Here is a 19,220-nt window from a genome sequence, read left to right as displayed (position 1 = left end):
TTTTAATGTTCGTTTTATTAAATAGTTACAAGCTTTAGATACGTTTAACTTTTTTTTCTAAGTTTAAAATGTTTAACTGATTAATAGTATTGATTGCTGGCCTGTGTCAAGGGGTGGGATAGTTTTTTTATGGGTAATCGAGCAGACTCCTAATGAAAAGTGGTTTATTACTGTTAAGACAGTAATAAACCACGTACTAGGCTTGATGTTACCTTTTACCTTTTAATAGAGACACGAAATTTCAAGTCTCTATTCATCGTCGAAATCATCTTCGTCGTCTTCCTCTTCTTCCTCGTAATCGTCGTCGTCTGCTACTTCATCGGCGATTAATTCATCTTCGTCATCTAGAACTGACCTTTCTGCGCGTCTGCTGCCAAAACCAGATTCTCCAAGAGTCGGAGAATCTAAATTATAGGTGCGAGCTGTGCGGTCATCTAAGACCATATCCAAGGGATCATCAACTTCATCTAAGACACTACTGCTAATCTCAGCAGCATAATCATCGATCGCTCCTGGTTCTTCATAGGTATTGTACCCAGTACCAGCCGGAATCAATCGCCCGATAATCACGTTTTCCTTTAATCCCCGCAGCCAGTCAGATTTGCCTTCAATAGCTGCTTCAGTAAGTACCCGTGTTGTCTCTTGGAAGGATGCGGCGGAAATAAAGCTGTCGGTGTTCAAGGATGCTTTGGTGATCCCCAACAATACTGGGGTATACTGTGCCCGCGCACCGCCTGTAATTGCCATCGCTTCGTTCACCTGCTCAACTTGACGCAGTTCCACCAATTCGCCCGGAAGCATGGTGGTGTCACCACCATCATCAATCCGCACTTTGTTGGTCATCTGGCGAACAATCACTTCAATGTGCTTATCGGAAATATCAATCCCTTGAGACTGATACACCATTTGCACTTCATTCACCAAGAAAGTCTGTACCTTCTGCAAGGCAATGCTGGCACAAGCATAGATTCCATCTTCAGAACCCAAGCTAAAGAAGATTTCCAAAATTTCGTGGGGATTGGATGGGCCATCAGTTAAGGGTTGTCCAGCCAAAACATAAGATCCATCGGGGACAATCAAATTTTGTCCTGGCCCCAGAGGATAATCTGTCACCACGCCATTTGATTCTACGACCTTGATGGCGATCGCTTCATCACCACTCTCAGCGTAAACTACCTTAACTTCTCCTCCCCGCCGGCATAGAATGCACGCTTCTTTCGGTTTCCGAGCTTCAAGTAGTTCCTCAATCCGGGGCAAACCTTGAATGATATCTCCGGTTTTGGCGCGTTCAAACACCAGCAACACCAAGTTATCACCCCGTTGCACCAAATCGCCATCTTCTATCTGCAACACAGCACCAGGGCTGACTCGATAAGGGCGACCGATGCGGGTAGTAATAACGTAGTTTTTAGTACTCAAAGCTGACTCCCCACCAGATCCAGCAGCGACACTTTTGATATCCACCACTTGCCCTGATTCTGGGGCAAAAACTCCAGGAGCAACTTCTGTACCTTCTACTAGCAAGTCACCCACTTTCACCTTGGGCTGCGTACTAGTATTAATGGGAAGCCTGTCAGCGTCGCGCAACACCAAACAGCGACGCACGTTTTCGGTTCCTTTTTTAACGCCCCGCACTTCTCCACCTTCTTTACACAAGATTTGGGTGCGTGCGACCACAGAACCGGGGGCAATGGTTAACCCATCATGTACCTCAAGTGTTGTCTGGGTGCTACCTTGAGTAGCATCGGCGGTAATGTCTCGACGAATTACCAAGGATTCCAAAATCACCAGTTGTAAACGTTGAACTTCTGGGTCTTCAGTATCCTGAACCAATTCAATATCTGCTGCTAAGGGTGAGGCATTGTGGTCTTGTTCCCCTTCTTGCTCAATTTCCAGCACAAGCTGGGTTCGCAGCAGTTCCACACCTTCAACAGATTTGACCCGTTCTGAATCTTTGTAAGGCAGTCTTTGCACAGCTCGCAACTGAATCGATCGCCCGGTTTCTTGACTTACCGATGTTGTTGATGGCACATCTGGATTATCCGGTACGGCAAACTCAACTACTGGACGACTCAACAGGGCGGGCCCTTCTGGTGTTTCTACATACTGGATATAACGCAATTCCGTGGCGACGTTGCCTTGGAATTCCTCACCTGGTTGGATGAAGGTGTTATCTCGCCCGATAACTGATTCTGGATCGTCCACCATCAGCAGTTCCCCTGGCTTCACCACCACTTCCCGCAGGATGTCGTTTTTCTGGGTGACTTCTACCACACCACTGTTTTGGCAGAAGATATCTTTCACTACCTCAGTGCCAGCTTCTACAAACTGACCATCTTCCACTAACAGCAAGGAGATATCTTTATTAACTTCGTGGCTTTCTTCAGGAATCCACAATAAGGTACCACCCTGCACCACTTCATAACCCAGCTTGGCTTTACCTTTTTTCTGGACTTCAACACCTGCGAATTTCAGGAATCCACCAGTGGTTGTGCGATAGCGGTCATCAATTAACTCAGCTACTACTTGACCATTTTGCACTTTTGTGCCTGGTGTAGCTCGGAGGTTAAATACTTGGTTGTTGCCAGTGGAGACTAAGTAGTTATTGCGACCTTGGGAACTTTGAACTGTCACCGTTGCCTGGTCTAGGACTACAGAAGCGGTGATAATCTCAATTTCCCTGGTACTCTTACCTGGTGTAGCTTCGGGCAAGCGCACCACACCACCATGCAAACTGGTTAACTTAGTTTCTGCTAAAACTCCATTGGAAGCGATCGCATCACCATTTTTCACCACCAATTCGGCCCCTGGCGGTAAGTTATAAACTTCTCCAGACAAAATCCAAATCAAACCACCGCGTGCGGCTGTGGTTGTGGTATTGCCTTGACGGTCAGTTTTTTGTTCTGGAACAACTTCGGCAAATTGCACTTCCCCTGCTAAGTCAGAGGCTACGTCTTTAACTGCTTTTTCTGTATTAGTCCGAGTTGTCCGTCCACCAAGGGCGACCTCTGCCAACAACTGCCCTTGTTTTACCTTATTTCCATCAAATACATATAATGTTGAACCTTGGGTAAGATGAACCTCTTGGTTCTCTGGAGTAACATCACCTACTTTTGTTGGCTCCAAAAGCATGATGCCATTAGCTTCAACATAAAGGGCATCTTCCCCGTGGCGGGTACGATATGTTCTGGTTTTCAGTTTGCGGGGAAGTTTGACAGTCCCATCAATTTTGGAACGAACTTGTTGCGCTACTTCTCCAGTAAACACCCCACCAGTGTGGAATGTCCGCATGGTTAACTGAGTACCAGGTTCACCGATACTTTGAGCAGCAATAATCCCTACAGCTTCGCCCAAGTCCACCATCTTGGCGTGTGCCAAACTCCAGCCGTAGCAGTGTTGACAGACAGAACGTGCGGCTTCACAAGTTAGTGGCGATCGCACCACAACTTCTCCCACCCCAGATTTTTCAATTTTCTTCGCCAAATCTTCCGAAATTGGGGAATTGCGGGCTGCAATCAATTCTTTTGTTACCGGATGCACCACATCTTCGCCAATTACCCGTCCCATCAAGCGGGTGGCTAGAGGAATCAAGGTTTTGGCCCCTTCTGTCATTGGTCGAATGGCAAGACCTCTTGTGGTACCGCAATCAAATTCCCGAATAATTACATCCTGGGATACGTCCACTAATCGGCGGGTGAGATAACCAGAGTCAGCCGTCCGTAAGGCAGTATCCACCAATCCTTTTCTGGCACCGTAAGACGAAATAATATATTCCGTCACAGTTAATCCTTCACGGAAGTTGGTTTTGATGGGCAAATCGATAATTTCCCCTTGAGGATCTGCCATTAGTCCCCGCATCCCCACCAACTGACGTACTTGAGAGATGTTACCCCGTGCACCGGAGAATGCCATCATGTATACGGAGTTTAGGGGATTAGTCTTCTTGAAGTGAACGACTACTTCATCTTTCAAAGCTTCACTGGTACCATTCCAGGTATCGATTACCTTTTGGAAGCGTTCTACTTCAGTGATTTCTCCCCGTTGATAACGGGTTTCAGTAGCGCGAATTTCTTCCTCGGCTGCTTCTAAGAGCAATCGCTTAGTTGGTGGTATCATCAAGTCATCTACACTGATGGAAACCCCTGCTTTGGTAGCGTAGCGAAATCCCAAATCTTTCAATTTGTCCGCCATCACTGCGGTTCGCGCTGTACCATAATTCGTAAAAGCCCAAGAAATTAAATTTCTCAGTTGACCTTTGTCAACCACGCGATTGCGAAAAATCATTTTTTCGTTAGTCATTAATCATTAGTCCTGAGTCATTGGGCATTGGGCATCGGGCATTGGGCATTGGGCATTGGGGGCATTAGTAACTTTTCCCATGCGCTATGCCCCATGCCCTATTCCCTAACTTGCTAGTGCTTCCTGAATGGCATTGTTGTAAATAACGCGGCCAGGAGTTGTGTATATATACTGTGAAAGTACATTACCCTTAGCGTCTTGTCTGACTCGACGGAACTTATAGAGTAATGTGCGAGTACCATCCTCGTTTTCCGTCACTTTCACGGGTTCTGTATCCGGCTGGTCTGATTCTATTTCGCCGTCAAACCTTACGTAAATATAGGCGTGCAAGTCAATTTGATCTTGCTGGAAAGCCATAATTACATCCTCTAGCGAAGAAAAGTAATTTCCTGCCCCTTTTGTCGCACCGGGATTTTCTGCTGTTAAATAATAGGCTCCCAACACCATATCTTGGCTAGGCGTGATGATCGGTTTACCTGTGGCTGGTGACAAAATATTGTTAGAAGCCAACATCAACAACCGCGCTTCCGCTTGACTTTCTAACGACAGAGGGACGTGTACCGCCATTTGGTCGCCGTCAAAGTCGGCGTTAAACGCTGGACACACCAGAGGATGCAGTTGAATTGCTCTACCTTCTACTAAAATCGGTTCAAAAGACTGAATACCCAAACGGTGCAATGTTGGTGCCCGGTTTAGCATTACAGGGTGTCCTTCAATCACCTCTTCCAGCACATCCCAAACACTGGGATCATTGCGGGATATCAGCTTTTTCGCAGCTTTGATGTTATTTACCATCCCGCTACGAATCAGGCGGTTAATTACAAATGGCTGAAATAGCTCAATCGCCATTTCTCTAGGCAAACCGCACTGGTGAATTTTCAGCTTTGGCCCGACCACAATTACCGAACGTCCAGAGTAGTCAACCCGTTTACCTAACAAGTTTTGTCGGAAACGTCCTTGCTTACCCTCAATAATGTCGGACAAAGATTTCAGTGGTCGGTTATTTGCCCCTACTACAGTGCGTCCCCGACGGCCATTGTCAATCAAAGCATCCACTGCTTCTTGCAGCATCCGCTTTTCGTTCCGCACAATAATCTCTGGTGCTAAAATTTCTTGTAAGCGTGCCAAACGATTGTTACGGTTAATTACCCGCCGATACAAATCATTCAAATCGCTGGTGGCAAAGCGTCCGCCATCTAGTTGCACCATTGGGCGCAAGTCGGGCGGAATTACGGGAATAACTGCCATTACCATCCACTCTGGTTTAGAACCAGTGGCGATAAAGTTATCAATCACCCGCAGTCGCTTAATTAGCTTGGCTCTCTTTTGTCCCTTAGCGTTGCCAATTTCTTCGCGTAGGCTTTCGGCTTCTTGTTCCAAATTGATATCGGCAAGCAAACGCAACAGCGCTTCAGCACCAATACCTACCTCTACGCCTTGCAGCACAGAATCTTCGCTATAAATTTGGTCTTCTATTTCCAACCACTGGTCTTCACTCAGAAGTTGTTTGTAACTTAAAGTTTCGGCATTACCTGCACTCAGGACAACATAAGAGTTGAAATAGACAATCTGCTCGACATCCCGCAAGGGCATATCCAACAGGATGGAAATATAGCTAGGAATGCCTTTGAGATACCAAACGTGAGCTACTGGTGCGGCGAGTTTAATATAGCCCATACGGTGGCGACGCACCCGTGACTCGGTGACTTCTACCCCACAGCGCTCACAGACAATACCTCTATGACGAACTCTTTTATACTTACCACAATGGCATTCCCAATCTTTCGCTGGGCCAAAGATGCGCTCACAAAATAAGCCATCCATTTCTGGCTTGAGAGTTCGGTAATTAATCGTTTCTGGCTTGGTAACTTCACCGACTACTTGACCATTAGGCAATGTTCTTTCGCCCCACTGCCGAATGCGTTCGGGGGAAGCCAAGCCGATTTTTACGTAGTCAAACTGATTAGTTTGGGCAGGTCTCATACTTAAGTGCTGAGTTTCGAGTTATGAGTTTTGAGTATATTTAGTTTTACAACATTGGGAACGGGGCATTGGGCATTGGGCATTTTTCCCATTCCCTATGCCCGATGCCCGATTCTCTAATTCTTATTCGTCATCATCCAGCGATTCGCGGGAAAGAGATTCATAAGTTGGTCGAGGAGGTGTGCGACGGGCTGATTGGTCTGCCATCAAATCGACTTCCACATCTAGGGAACTGCCGTCTGCTTGGGTTTCTACCTTGTGTACAGCAATATCCAACCCTAATGATTGCAACTCGCGCATTAGCACCTTAAAGGATTCTGGAGTTCCAGGACGAGGAATTGCCTTACCTTTAACGATCGCATTTAACGCTTCATTCCGTCCTTGCATATCGTCAGATTTAACTGTGAGCAATTCCTGTAAGGTGTAAGCCGCACCAAAGGCTTCCAATGCCCACACTTCCATTTCTCCAAACCGTTGACCACCTTGTTGTGCTTTACCACCCAAGGGTTGCTGAGTCACCAGCGAGTATGGGCCTGTGGAACGGGCGTGAATCTTATCATCCACCAAATGCACCAGTTTCAGCATGTAAGCCACACCGATGGTAATTGCTCGGTCAAAGGGTTCGCCTGTACGACCGTCATATACCATGATTTTGCCTGGGTTATCTGGGTTATATACCCAGTCTTTCCCTGTTTCGTCTCGTGCTTCTTGCAATTTGCCATGCACGATTCGGCGAGATGTCTCTTCACCGTACATTTCGTCAAAAGGAGTAATCTTAAATCGGACTCCCAAGGTCTGACCAGCCCAACCCAAGAGGCATTCAAATACTTGTCCGACATTCATCCGGCTGGGTACACCCAAGGGGTTAAGTACAATGTCCACTGGTGAACCATCGGGTAAATAAGGCATATCTTCTGCCGGTAATATCCGAGAAATAATCCCTTTATTACCGTGACGACCTGCCATTTTGTCGCCAACTTGGATTTTGCGTTTTTGGGCAACGTACACCCGGACTACCATATTGGCTCCTGGTGGCAGTTCATCGCCTTGTTCACGAGTAAACAAGCGCACATCAACTACGCGACCTTTTTCACCGTTAGGGACTCGCAGGGAATTGTCGCGCACATCCCGCGCTTTTTCACCGAAAATCGCCCGCAATAGTTTTTCTTCTGGTGGTTGGTCAGATTCACCTTTTGGTGTTACCTTACCCACCAAGATATCTCCAGCTTCTACCCATGCCCCTATACGAATGATTCCTTGTTCATCCAACTGACGCAAGGCATCTTCCCCGACGTTAGGAATTTCTCTGGTAATTTCTTCTGGCCCCAGTTTGGTTTGTCTAGCTTCAATTTCATATTTTTCAATGTGAATTGAGGTGTAGACATCATCCTGCACCAGTCTTTCAGAGATTAAAATCGCATCTTCGTAGTTGTAGCCTTCCCAAGGCATGTAGGCAACGACGATATTTTGTCCTAGCGCCAATTCACCGCCTTCGGTGGAGGAGCCGTCAGCCAATACCTGACCAGCAACAACCCGTTCACCAATGCGGACGAGAGGTTTCTGATTTAAACAGGTGTCTTGGTTTGAGCGTTGGTACTTGGAAAGGGTGTATCTAATTTCGGAGGTGTTAGGTTTAGGACGGACGCGAATTTCTGTAGCATCCACATAAGTAACATCGCCATCGGTACGCGATACAATCACCATCCCGGAGTCTCTTGCTCCTTGGGCTTCCAAACCAGTACCCACTAGAGGACGTTCTGGCTTAAGCAGAGGTACTGCTTGCCGTTGCATGTTCGATCCCATCAGCGCTCGGTTAGCGTCATCATGCTCCAAGAAGGGAATCATGCTGGTTGCTACCGACACAATCTGTACGGGAGATACTGCTACGTAATCCACCTGTTCTGGTGTTGTGGTGGAAAATTCTTGGCGATAACGGACTGGCACTAGTGGGCCAATAATGTGCCCAGTTTCATCTACAGGAATATCCCCAGGAGCAACCCGCAGATCGTCTTCTTCATCGGCTGTCATGTAGGCTGGAGGCAAGTCAAATCTGACTCGTCCATTTTCCACAGGTCTAAATGGTGTTTCGAGGAAGCCGTACAGGTTAACCCGCGCATGGGTTGCTAAGGAGCCAATCAATCCGGCGTTAGGGCCTTCTGGTGTCTCAATGGGACAAATACGCCCATAGTGACTAGGGTGAATATCCCGCACAGCAAACCCAGCGCGTTCGCGGGTTAAACCACCAGGGCCAAGGGCACTCAGACGACGTTTGTGGGTCAGTTCTGCGAGAGGATTGGTTTGATCCATGAACTGACTTAATTGGCTGGAACCAAAGAATTCTTTAATTGCTGCTACCAAGGGTTTGGGGTTCACCAAGGAAGCAGGGGTTAGAACTTCCGCATCGGATACGGTCATCCGTTCCCGAATGATTCTCTCTAAGCGGTTTAAACCTACTCTTACTTGGTTTTGCAGCAATTCACCGACGCTTCTCACCCGACGGTTACCTAAGTGGTCAATGTCATCGATGTTACCGATGTCATACTCTAGGTTAATTAGGTAATCTACGGCTGCCAAAATATCGCCAGCAGTCAACACCCGCATGGTGTCTGGGACTGAAAGGCGCAATTTCTTGTTGAGTTTGTACCGTCCAACGCGACCAAGGTCATAACGTTTCGGGTCAAAGAAACGAGAGTCTAGCAGTTGTTGTCCACCTAATACTGTGGGTGGTTCACCAGGACGCAGTTTCCGATATAACTCCATGAGGGCTTCTTCTTCAGAGAATTGCCCTTCTTTTTCGATAGTTTTTTGGAAATATTCGGGGTGGCGTAAGGCGTCAAAGATTTCGTTGTCTGATAACCCTAAAGCTTTTAGGAGTACCTGCGCTGACAGTTTGCGGGTTTTGTCGATGCGTACCCACACCAAATCGTTACGGTCTGTTTCAAATTTCAGCCATGCTCCTCGGTTGGGAATTAAGCTAGCTGAATAAGTACGTCGCCCGTTTTTGTCGATTTCTGATTTGTAATAAACTCCTGGCGATCGCACGATTTGATTGACAATTACCCGCTCGGCTCCGTTAATAATAAACGTCCCGCGATCGGTCATTAAAGGCAAATCACCAATGAATACCTCTTGCTCTTTGATTTCCCCGGTTTCTTTATTAATCAGACGTGTGGGAACATACATTTGGACGGCATAGGTGCTGTCCCGCCGTTTGGCTTCTTCGACGCTGTACTTTGGTTCTTTGAGTTTGTAGTTATGACCTAAAAAGTGGAGTTCTAATTTGCCCGTATAATCTGTAATAGGACTAAAGGAGTTAAGTTCTTCTATCAGCCCTTCTTCCAAAAACCAGCGAAAGCTTGACCGCTGGATTTCAATCAAGTCGGGCAATAGAAAGGCGGGTTCCATGTATGTTTCTTTAGTCATGCCTCTACCTTTGTCAACCTGGTTAACTTTTCCCTTGGACACTGCTCTTTAACGCTTCCCACTGCTAGCCAGTGTCCTTAGCTGTTTGGGAACTTTTTCTTACACACTTGTTGTTTACAGGTGTGGGCAAACGCAGCGATTAAAGCTGGCTGGAATTAGCATTTTGACAACGGAGTAATCGCTCTTAAATAGAAAACGTGGGAGCAGAGGAGCAGGAAAGAAGTTGCTGAAAGTCTTTCCACTCTGCACCCCACGCCTCATGCCCAATCCCCATTTCAAAAAGAATATGCTGAGATATTCCTGAGTTTGATCTACTTTCCTCACTTCCCCTCCAAAAAGCGCGTTAATTTGCTGACGCAGCTCCATTCGGTGTGTCTTAAATCCACCCCGCTGTTTATACTCTCAGTGATATCCTCGATATCCTAAGACTGAGGGAATGATCCGTACCTTGTTGGCTTTGAATCAGAATCACTTTATTTTGCTGAATTGTACTCACAAGGCAATTTTGTTTAACGATTTTCAATAGGTTTAATACACACCAAGCTGATGTTGTGCAAAAGTCTAGCTCAATTTGGATTGGCACGATTAGTCATGTGTGGAGAGCATCCGCTTGTAGAGATTGGGGGGATGGCCAAGCCATAACAGCACGGAAAATTCAGACGAAAAGTTTTAAATTCCTTCCTTTCTCATTATGGCGCAAGCAAAATGTTTTTGAGGGAATAATATTAGCATATTTTTGTCCCCCTAGAGTTATATTTTTTTAGCACAACTTGACAAAATATACTAGGGCACACCTGATATTGACAGACCGAATAATTTACAGGCATTTTGGGTGGTTTGATGGGCGATCGCCTCTACCGTTTCCTGACGCAGTTTAGCTACTTGCTCGGCTACATAAAGCACGTAAGCAGGTTCGTTGCGTCTCTCACCCCGCTTCGGAACTGGGGATAGGAAAGGACAGTCTGTTTCAATCAGTAGGCGATCGCGACTCACCATTGCAGCTGAGGATTGGATCGCTTTGGCGTTTTTGAACGTTACCGTTCCGCTAAAGCTGATGTAAAAGCCCAAATCCAGAAACCATTGAGTTTCTTCTGGTGTTCCTCCCCAACAATGCATGACACCCCGCACTCTTTCTCCTTTGAGTTTCCGCCATTTTTGCAACACTTCTCTGGTTGCTACAGCAGCATCGCGGCAGTGAATAATCACTGGTAAGTTGAGTTCAGACGCGATCGCCAACTGTGACTCGAACACCATGTACTGTTGCTCGTAGTTATCAGCTTTGTAAAAGTCCAGCCCCATTTCCCCAATTGCTACCACATTCGAGTCAGAACTAGCTAAAGTTTTGATTTTCTCGGCTGTCTCGCTATTCCATTTATCAGCATCTAAAGGATGTAATCCCACTGCAAAGCTGATTTCGGGAAACTCTTTGGCTATGGATTGAATACTGGAAAACTCCTCTGGCTGAACACAGGAATGTACCAAACGCACTACACCTGCTTCTTGCCACCGCGATCGCACAGTTGCTAAATCCGGCTGAAAACTATCAAAGTTGAGATGTACGTGTGTGTCTATCAGTTGCATCTTTTGTCCTTTGTTGTTTGTCCTTCGTCATTTGTTGTTTCCGGAGTTTTGTACCCCGTTGGGGATGATGGAGGCAGGCGATAATCGACGAAATGCTGCAAATAGCTTGCTTCCCGTTAAGGGTAAGCGGACTCGCTAAAGCTGCGCTATCGTTGAAAGTCGGCGCTCAGACTTCTCCTTTTGTTTTGTGACCAATGACAAAGGACAAATGACCAATGACTACTCAGCTGTTTGTGTGAGGGGTTTTAATCTGTGAGCCAATCTTGACTTTTTCCTTGCCCCATTGTTGGGGTGAAGGACACCCCGTTTGATTGCTTTATCGATTTTGCCGTAAGCCTCGGATAACCGAGCCTGTGCTTCTTGTTTTAATTCTGGGGTAGGATTAGCTGTACAGGCAGCTACAGCATTAAAGTATTTCTTCATCAGCGTCTTGACTGCTGATTTGTAAGCTTTATTACGCAGTCGGTTACGTTCTGCGATTTCGGCACGCTTGAGAGCAGACTTTGTATTCGCCACAGTCAATTCCAAAAATACTATTAATTATGTACACACACTACTAGACTTACTAATATAGCATCCAAATTGCCAATGTTATAATTTCCTAAAAAAATTCTCTTTAAACACACTGGCTACCAAGAGTGTATGCAAGACTAGGCAGCATGCGCAACTTCAAATTGTAAATCAGCGGGTTGTGCCAAACGCTTTTCATCCTTCGCCCAAAAACTTAACAACCAGCATAGCAGTGAACTATCTATAACCTTTCTTAAATACCTACCCTGGAAAGGTGGGGAGTGGGCATTGGGTATGGGGCTATTTCTCCCCATCTCCTACTCCCTACTCCCGATTCCCTTTATTTCCCCATACCTAATTGTTGAGCTTTTTGGTAAACTTTACCCTCAGTTAATAGGGAAGGCGCAATCACAACTTCCACTTGTTGCATTTCTTTAATATTTTTAGCTCCCAAAGTACCCATACTCGTCTTTAAGGCTCCTAAAAGATTGTGAGTGCCATCATCTAGTCCGGCTGGGCCAATGAGTATTTGCTCTAGGCTACCGGTTGTGGCAACGCGAATCCGGGTGCCACGGGGTAAGACTGGACTGGGAGTCGCCATACCCCAATGATAACCTCGTCCTGGGGCTTCTTCGGCTCTGGCAAAGGGGGAACCAATCATCACACCATCGGCACCGCAGGCGATGCATTTGCAAATGTCGCCACCGGTGATTAAACCGCCATCAGCAATAATGGGGATATAGTTGCCAGTTTCCTTGTAGTAATCATCTCGTGCTGCTGCACAATCTGCGATCGCAGTCGCTTGTGGCACACCCACACCCAACACGCCACGGGACGTACAAGCCGCCCCAGGCCCAATTCCCACCAGTACCCCAGCCGCCCCAGCTTTCAACAAATTCAAAGTGACTTCGTAAGTCACACAATTCCCCAACACCACGGGGATGGGCATGGAACGGCAAAATTCTGCTAAATCAAGTGGTACCAAAGACTCTGGTGACAGATGTGCAGTAGAAACTACCGTAGCCTGCACAAAAAATAAATCGGCCCCAGCTTTTGCCACCGCCTCACCGTATTTACTTGCACCGGCTGGAGTTGCACTTACCGCCGCAATCCCACCTTGTTGTTTAATTTCCTGAATACGTTGTTCAATTAATTCCGGTTTTATTGGTTCGGCATAGAGTTCTTGCATTAAGGCAACAAAATCATCTTTCCCCACAGAGGCAATCCGATCTAATATTGGCTCTGGGTCAGCATAGCGAGTTTGAATCCCCTCTAAATTGAGGACACCTAATGCTCCTAACTGTGACAAACGTACAGCCATACGAACATCTACTACACCATCCATTGCACTGGCAATTATCGGGATTTCTCGCTCAATATTGCCAATACGCCACTTAGTATCCGCCAAACTGGGGTCTAGTGTTCTGTTACCGGGGGCTAGAGCAATTTCATCTATTCCGTAAGCTCTGCGAGCTGTTTTTCCCCGCCCAAGTTGAATTTCCACGCTTTAAATTTTCTCAAATCTGTTTAAGCTAGGGTATCAAATTGTGGGAGAACTTGGGGCGTTTTTTTCCCAGAACTATACTAGACTACTCCGAAGAGTCCAAGCTGCTGTGTTGTTTGAAGGTTAGTGTTGCGCTAGTTTTTCAAAAATTATACTTTGAGGTGTCTGTTCTTACTGAGTTGATGTCAAGATTATTGGCATTAGTTCTCTGAATTTGCCTGTATTGACTTAGGTCAAGATCATGCAAATTCCCATAAATGTCACCAACTTGGAATAGTTTGTCTTATTTCATATCGATAAAGTTTTTGAATTTGAAAATTTTCATTTCCAAAATCCCAAATTGATTTACCGTTTCTTTTTCGCAGCATCGACACCGGTGTAACCAGTTGCTAACCAAATTATGGCTCTAGCTCCATCACGAATCGATTTTTCGATAGATTCAGGGGGGTTTTCTGAAGGAACTGGCACTGGTTTTAAATAAATACCCCGACTACCCAAAATAATTTCGCCGATGACACAAGCCCGGCGCATGTGGAAGTCTGAAGTAATCAAGTAAACACTCTTGATGCCACGAGCTTGCAAATCATCTACTAACGTAGTAAAATTAGTAACTGTATCTACTGCTTCGTAGTCCAAGTGTAAACGTTTGGGATCAATACCAGCTTTGGTAAACACTCGTTGGGTGAATGTAGGTGGACTACCGCCAGTAATCCAAATCGGTATATTTGGATGCTCACTAACAAATTTTGCTGTAAACTTCTCTCTCTCTAAACGTCTCGTTGAACCACCCAACACTATAACTGCTTGCGGCTGTACAAATTGGTTTTGTACTTCTTTGTATCCCCACCATACGAATAGCGGTAGGACAAAAGCCATAAAACGAAAAGATTTACCTGTAAAGAGTAGCTTATTCAAGGCTCAATAACTTAATTTACTCAGTCCAAAATTTTCTCTGTCTAGAAGAAAAAACAATTGATAGTAGAGTAGCAAACTTCCAAAAAATCTGCCCAAATTTATATTTGGTCGATTTTTGTGGCGCAGCGCGGTTAAGCGTGCTTAAAGTTTTCCCTCTAATTGATGGATTATCCTAACCTGTATCGGACGATTCATCAAAGGGTTGTAACCACTTTATCTAGTACAACACGGCGGAAATAAACCAATTATTCCAAATCAACGAAACACTTATGCTGTATTCATTTTTAATTTTTAATTCCGCCTTGCGGTACTAGTTCTTTTCGATTGCATATAATACAGACTAATAGTAGGTGCACAAGTAATGCTGTGCCCCGATAAATTGTTATATGTTAATTGCCTGAAAAACGGGACTGGTGCGACTTGAACGCACGACCTGACGCTTAGGAGGCGTCCGCTCTATCCAACTGAGCTACAACCCCAACTGCGAAGCATATATAATTATAGCAGTAGTTTTAGTCAGACTGCCAACAATTATCCCAAGAGCCGCCGCCTACTTCTAAACCACAAAGAAGACTTTCTGCTTTGAGGATTATTTTAGATTTTCTTCCATTTAGTTCTCGTAACTCTAAATTTAGCTTTCCTTGCATAGTGTCTCGGCAACAATATCTTAAACCTTCTGCTGTGGGCGCACGTAGAGGTGCAGCAGGTAGATGGCTGGTTCCTGTCAATTCAATTTCGTAATTTGAGTTACTAGCTTTCATTTGCCATCTACCCCAAGGCTGAATTTTCCACTCTACTTGTGAATTCCAGGGAACGAATTCATAAAACTTGCCTTGATAGTGCAAGCCAATCATCGCTACAGATTCCATCCACCACAGCACGCCCCGCCGCCCACCGCCAGCAGTTAATGCTAATTCGGGTTCGCCTTCAAAGAAATTACAATTTATCCAAAACCATTTTTGAGGAAAAGCACCACCCCAATTTTTCTCTCCGTAAGCTGGGGCGTTGGTGAATTCGTAGATTTTGCCATTCCAGTCAATCTTTCCACTGGCTAAACCGTGAGCCATCAAAATTTGCCATCCGGGTTCAAAAATCTGCAAGAATGACAGCCAGCCTGCGGTTGATTGCTGAATGCTGTTTTGATTTCCCCAACCGTATACTGGTTGAATTTCATACTCCCAACGACAATAATTATTGGTGGCGCGATCGCAAATTATTCCCTGATTCAAGGTGGCTGTAGCTTGATAGCCTTCTTGTACATGATGCTCAAACTCTGCTGGGAGGAGGTATAGGGGAGAAACTTGCAAATTGGTTTTACCCCAATGACCTAAACCTAGGACATCCCGACTACCCCAAAATTTGTTGACATCAGGAAAAGTACGACATAAATATTCATCATCTGGGCCGAGGATTTGGGCTGCACCACCACTGTGGGGTTTATCGCCGATGGGGTCTTCAATAGAGTACATAAAGGCGAATGTCTGTCCAATTTCCGGCAACGTGACGCGATAATACCAGCCTTCAAAGAAGCGGCGACTACTTCCATCCCAGTGATAACCAGAATGGGGCGTTTGGGTTGATTGGAGAAGATTCATCGGAATAGTTAACATAGATTATAGTTGCCGATTTTTTCAGTATGCGCGATGTCTAACGACAAGCTGAAGCGTTTACGCTTCGATATCAATGAGGCTTATGAAATTCTGGGGCTGGAACCCGGTGCGTCTCAAGCACAGGTGAAGCGAACCTACCGTAAACTGGTGAAAATTTGGCATCCTGATCGCTTTGTTGATCAAAAGCAAAAACAGGAAGCTGAGGAAAAAATCAAATCAATCAACGGAGCTTACAATAAGCTCAAATCTGAAAGTCCATCTGAGCCTCCTATTTCTAAAAATCCATCTTCATCTTCGCCTAAAAATCCGCCAAAAATATCTGTCAATCGTTGGGATGCAGAAACTTTCTATACTTTAGGAGTAGAGAATGCTACAGAAGGAAGATATGAGGATGCGATCGCAGATTTTACCCACGCAATTCGTCTCAATCCTCACTACATTGACGCATATAAATATCGTGGGCTAGTTTGCTCACAATTGGGATATGAATATAGAGCCGCTTCAGATTTAAATAAAGCTGCACAAATAGAAGAAGAGTTAAGAAATCCGGGGAGTACACGTAGATCATGCTCACCTAAGCATGTATCAAAGACTACACCTTTAGTAGAAAGATTTTGTCAGAGGATAAAAAGTTTACTGCGGCTAAATCGGCGTTGGAGATAAGGAACGAATATAGTTTAAGGCACTTTAGACGGCGATACCAAACCTAAAGTTAGATAATACTTATATCTGGGAATACTAAATGTAGTAAGATTTGCTGCTGATTTCTTAGTATTCTTAAATATGCAACGCCTAATATCTGTACGCACCCTCAAACCACTCAAAAATCAACTTTTCTCTTGTTTACAAACTTTACGAGTAGACGTAGCCCGCCGTAGGCGTCGCATCCAAGAAATATTCGACCAACTTACACTTGAGCAGGTAATATCTATCTCTTCTTATAACTTTATTCTAGAAGCTCTTTTCTATGCAGCTTCACATTAAATTGGTATTAGATGAAATAGGTTTTTAAAGATGATTTTAAGTTTCAGAAATATTAGTGTTGTGTGTGCTGTATTTTTATCAGTCAGCGTTAGCAGCTTTCACAAGTCAGCCATAGCTACTATCAACAACCAGTCACAACTAATAGCACAGCAGAGTAAAATCCAGCTACACCCAGTTTTTAAATCTATTCTGCCTAAATTAAAGCAAAAGACTCAGATTAAGATTTTATTGCCAAAGTTTATTCCTGAGTCGGATGGGGAAAATCCAATTTACGCAATTATAGAAGCTGCTACGCCAAAGAAGTACGATATTCTACTGGGTTTCAGTCCTGACTGTACGGGTGGAACTGCCTGTCGTTTGGGTGTGCTTTCTGCTGAAGCAGTAACGCGCAAAACACCGCGCCTGAATGGTAAACGTGTATCCTTAGCTAAGGGTATTACTGGCTATTTTGTGGATTTTACTTGTGGTGCTAATTGCTCAGATGCTACCTTGACTTGGAGACAACAGGGTGTGCAATATGTTGTTGGGCTAAAAGCAGGCGATCGCACTTCTTTAGTAAAAATGGCTAATTCTGCCATTAATCCCTAGCTAACATCAGAGTTTGATTGTACTTCCCAGCGAAACAGCCGTGGCAATTGAGATACATCTATGGCGTAGTTAACAATCCCTAGCAAAATCATTTAGGACTACTGTTATCTAAATATCTAAATTCCTGCCTCCTTTAACGACCTAACCAAGTCTTGATGATGTCAAGAAGACTGGAACCACCCCAAACCAGTGCCACTAGTATGGAAGTAGTTAAAACTGCCCCCAGCACACACATCACTAAACCACCGAGGCTGATAGCACCATCATCTTCCGATAAGCCAAAGCTAGTTACAAAAATTCCCATTGCTGGCAGGGTATTAGTTCCTGGAATGGGAATCATCATGGAAATTGCCATCAAGGCGATCGCTACACCAATGGTCACTCTACCTGGTAAAGTAGTACAGATATAGCTCAAACGAGGACGAGCGATCGCTTCAATTCTTTTTAACCAAGGAATCCCTGCCTTTAAAAACCCCTGAACTGTTGTGAGTTGTATAGGATGATTCATCATCCTCTCAGGTAGCCAAGGGATTTTGGCGCCGGCAATTAGCTGTACCGCTAATAGAAAAATTAGGATGCCGAAAGGAGTTGAGTATCCCGGTGCTGGAACTGGCAAAGCGGAAGGTAAAGACAAAATAACTAGCAAAAATCCAAAAACTCTTTCTTTTGCTAACAGTAAAATCTCTGCCAAAGTTACTTTTGAGGGTCGTTCTTCCTCAAAAAAATAGCGTTGTAATTCGTTAGACAGTTTAGCCATAGATTACCAATATTCCGCAAGATTAAGTAAGTAAATATACCAATTAAAAAGCCAAAGTCAGCAAAGACAATTGCTTATACCCCAAAATAGCCAAGTGATTTCATTCGTTCTGGTAAATCCAGATTCATAGAATTTCTTACTTTTCAACAGTAGATCCACAACATCTTAACGTTTAGCAATTTTCCTGAATAAAAAGTAATATTAAATTTACATAAAGTTATGATGTAATCCTGAGAAACGTAGTGACAGGTGGTAGGTTTTGAGTTAAGGGTGCAAGATGCAAAGATATTTGAAAGTACTAAGACTATTTTGGGGTGCTGCGATCGCAGCTGAGTTGGAATATCGGATTAATTTTTTCATAGCTACCCTCAGCAGTTTGGGAAATCTTGCCGGCAGCCTCTTTGGACTATTCTTGTTTTACCGCACTGGCTATACTTTTAGTGGCTGGTCATGGGAAGCAGCTTTAGTAGTTCTAGGAATTTTTACCTTACTGCAAGGATTTTCTGCTACGTTTCTGGCGTCGAACTTAAATCGCATTGTCCGCCATGTCCAGGAAGGCACTTTGGATTTTATATTATTAAAACCTATCCGCAGTCAGTTTTGGCTTTCCACCCATACCCTCTCACCTTGGGGAATGCCGGATCTAGTTTTTGGTAGTATTATTATTGGCTACGCAGGTCAACGTCTGGGTGTAGGAATAGACGACTATCTACTTGGCGTGCTGCCGTTATTGTTCAGCTTGGTGATTTTGTACAGCCTGTGGTTTATGCTGGGAGCAACAAGTATTTGGTTCGTCAAAATATACAACGTTACTGAAGTGTTGCGTGGTTTATTAGAAGCTGGAAGATATCCCATTGCCGCATATCCCACGGCTTACCGCTTTTTCTTCACCTTTGTGATGCCAGTAGCTTTTTTAACCACTGTACCAGCCCAAGCATTGTTGGGTCGGAGTGAAATTAGCTGGTTGATAGGTGCAGTAATATTAGCAGTAGCGCTGTTTTTTGTTTCTACTTGGTTTTGGCGGTTTGCGTTGCGGTTTTATACTAGCGCTTCGAGTTAACGAGAT

General features: G+C 44.8%; 13 protein-coding genes and 1 tRNA gene. 4 read left to right on the top strand and 10 right to left on the bottom strand.

All coding sequences use genetic code 11. The features are described 5' to 3' along the window. Positions 1–249 precede the first annotated feature (249 nt). The 9 genes from HUN01_RS08160 to HUN01_RS08120 form a co-directional block, all read right to left on the bottom strand. Entirely contained in the window at positions 250–4,299 is a 4,050-nt protein-coding gene (locus HUN01_RS08160; RefSeq protein WP_181930847.1) for a DNA-directed RNA polymerase subunit beta'', read from the bottom strand. 105 nt (positions 4,300–4,404) lie between these two features. Then, the gene (locus tag HUN01_RS08155) at positions 4,405–6,282 is read right to left on the bottom strand and encodes a DNA-directed RNA polymerase subunit gamma (RefSeq protein WP_179072683.1); all 1,878 of its coding nucleotides are present in this window, start codon (positions 6,280–6,282) and stop codon (positions 4,405–4,407) included. A gap of 123 nt (positions 6,283–6,405) precedes the next feature. Continuing rightward, positions 6,406–9,705: a DNA-directed RNA polymerase subunit beta gene (rpoB, locus tag HUN01_RS08150; RefSeq protein ID WP_181930846.1), complete on the bottom strand. Its 3,300-nt coding sequence runs from the start codon at positions 9,703–9,705 to the stop codon at positions 6,406–6,408. A 783-nt stretch (positions 9,706–10,488) separates the two neighbouring features. Continuing rightward, positions 10,489–11,286: a TatD family hydrolase gene (locus HUN01_RS08145; RefSeq protein WP_181930845.1), complete on the bottom strand. Its 798-nt coding sequence runs from the start codon at positions 11,284–11,286 to the stop codon at positions 10,489–10,491. Positions 11,287–11,505: 219 nt separating this feature from the next. Continuing rightward, positions 11,506–11,802, bottom strand: coding sequence for a 30S ribosomal protein S20 (gene rpsT / locus HUN01_RS08140; protein WP_181930844.1), 297 nt, complete (start codon positions 11,800–11,802; stop codon positions 11,506–11,508). Positions 11,803–12,136: 334 nt separating this feature from the next. Next, the gene (locus tag HUN01_RS08135; protein WP_069071707.1) at positions 12,137–13,300 is read right to left on the bottom strand and encodes a GuaB3 family IMP dehydrogenase-related protein; all 1,164 of its coding nucleotides are present in this window, start codon (positions 13,298–13,300) and stop codon (positions 12,137–12,139) included. A gap of 345 nt (positions 13,301–13,645) precedes the next feature. Then, complete coding sequence (locus HUN01_RS08130; protein WP_069071706.1) at positions 13,646–14,176, bottom strand: YdcF family protein; 531 nt, start codon at positions 14,174–14,176, stop codon at positions 13,646–13,648. A gap of 444 nt (positions 14,177–14,620) precedes the next feature. After that, positions 14,621–14,694, bottom strand: a tRNA-Arg gene (locus HUN01_RS08125). 33 nt (positions 14,695–14,727) lie between these two features. Then, complete coding sequence (locus tag HUN01_RS08120; protein WP_181930843.1) at positions 14,728–15,825, bottom strand: tocopherol cyclase family protein; 1,098 nt, start codon at positions 15,823–15,825, stop codon at positions 14,728–14,730. A gap of 33 nt (positions 15,826–15,858) precedes the next feature. On the opposite strand from HUN01_RS08120, the gene HUN01_RS08115 reads away from it, so the two are divergent. The 3 genes from HUN01_RS08115 to HUN01_RS08105 all read left to right on the top strand — a co-directional run bounded on the left by HUN01_RS08115 (position 15,859) and on the right by HUN01_RS08105 (position 17,397). After that, positions 15,859–16,488: a J domain-containing protein gene (locus HUN01_RS08115; RefSeq protein WP_181930842.1), complete on the top strand. Its 630-nt coding sequence runs from the start codon at positions 15,859–15,861 to the stop codon at positions 16,486–16,488. 120 nt (positions 16,489–16,608) lie between these two features. After that, complete coding sequence (locus HUN01_RS08110) at positions 16,609–16,809, top strand: hypothetical protein (protein WP_181932967.1); 201 nt, start codon at positions 16,609–16,611, stop codon at positions 16,807–16,809. 30 nt (positions 16,810–16,839) lie between these two features. Next, a complete protein-coding gene (locus HUN01_RS08105) occupies positions 16,840–17,397 on the top strand; it encodes a hypothetical protein (RefSeq protein ID WP_181930841.1) in 558 nt (185 codons plus the stop codon). Positions 17,398–17,530: 133 nt separating this feature from the next. On the opposite strand, the gene HUN01_RS08100 is transcribed toward HUN01_RS08105, so the two are convergent. Next, complete coding sequence (locus HUN01_RS08100) at positions 17,531–18,154, bottom strand: exopolysaccharide biosynthesis protein (protein WP_181930840.1); 624 nt, start codon at positions 18,152–18,154, stop codon at positions 17,531–17,533. Positions 18,155–18,431: 277 nt separating this feature from the next. Between HUN01_RS08100 and HUN01_RS08095 the strand changes: the two genes are divergently transcribed. After that, on the top strand, positions 18,432–19,214 hold the full coding sequence (locus HUN01_RS08095; RefSeq protein WP_181930839.1) for an ABC transporter permease: 783 nt from the start codon (positions 18,432–18,434) through the stop codon (positions 19,212–19,214). Positions 19,215–19,220: the final 6 nt, after the last annotated feature.

It is taken from the genome of Nostoc edaphicum CCNP1411 (genome assembly GCF_014023275.1).
Classification (GTDB): domain Bacteria; phylum Cyanobacteriota; class Cyanobacteriia; order Cyanobacteriales; family Nostocaceae; genus Nostoc; species Nostoc edaphicum_A.
Note: the sequence above shows the minus strand (reverse complement) of the source record. Positions and strands in the feature narration are given on the sequence as shown.

Excerpts from the sequence above, each read along its gene's own strand:
- HUN01_RS08160 (WP_181930847.1), bottom strand. The coding sequence starts at position 4,299 with ATGACTAACGAAAAAATGATTTTTCGCAATCGCGTGGTTGACAAAGGT.
- HUN01_RS08155 (WP_179072683.1), bottom strand. The coding sequence starts at position 6,282 with ATGAGACCTGCCCAAACTAATCAGTTTGACTACGTAAAAATCGGCTTG.
- rpoB (WP_181930846.1), bottom strand. The coding sequence starts at position 9,705 with ATGACTAAAGAAACATACATGGAACCCGCCTTTCTATTGCCCGACTTG.
- HUN01_RS08145 (WP_181930845.1), bottom strand. The coding sequence starts at position 11,286 with ATGCAACTGATAGACACACACGTACATCTCAACTTTGATAGTTTTCAG.
- HUN01_RS08130 (WP_069071706.1), bottom strand. The coding sequence starts at position 14,176 with ATGGCTTTTGTCCTACCGCTATTCGTATGGTGGGGATACAAAGAAGTA.
- HUN01_RS08120 (WP_181930843.1), bottom strand. The coding sequence starts at position 15,825 with ATGTTAACTATTCCGATGAATCTTCTCCAATCAACCCAAACGCCCCAT.
- HUN01_RS08115 (WP_181930842.1), top strand. The coding sequence starts at position 15,859 with ATGTCTAACGACAAGCTGAAGCGTTTACGCTTCGATATCAATGAGGCT.
- HUN01_RS08110 (WP_181932967.1), top strand. The coding sequence starts at position 16,609 with ATGCAACGCCTAATATCTGTACGCACCCTCAAACCACTCAAAAATCAA.
- HUN01_RS08105 (WP_181930841.1), top strand. The coding sequence starts at position 16,840 with ATGATTTTAAGTTTCAGAAATATTAGTGTTGTGTGTGCTGTATTTTTA.
- HUN01_RS08100 (WP_181930840.1), bottom strand. The coding sequence starts at position 18,154 with ATGGCTAAACTGTCTAACGAATTACAACGCTATTTTTTTGAGGAAGAA.
- HUN01_RS08095 (WP_181930839.1), top strand. The coding sequence starts at position 18,432 with ATGCAAAGATATTTGAAAGTACTAAGACTATTTTGGGGTGCTGCGATC.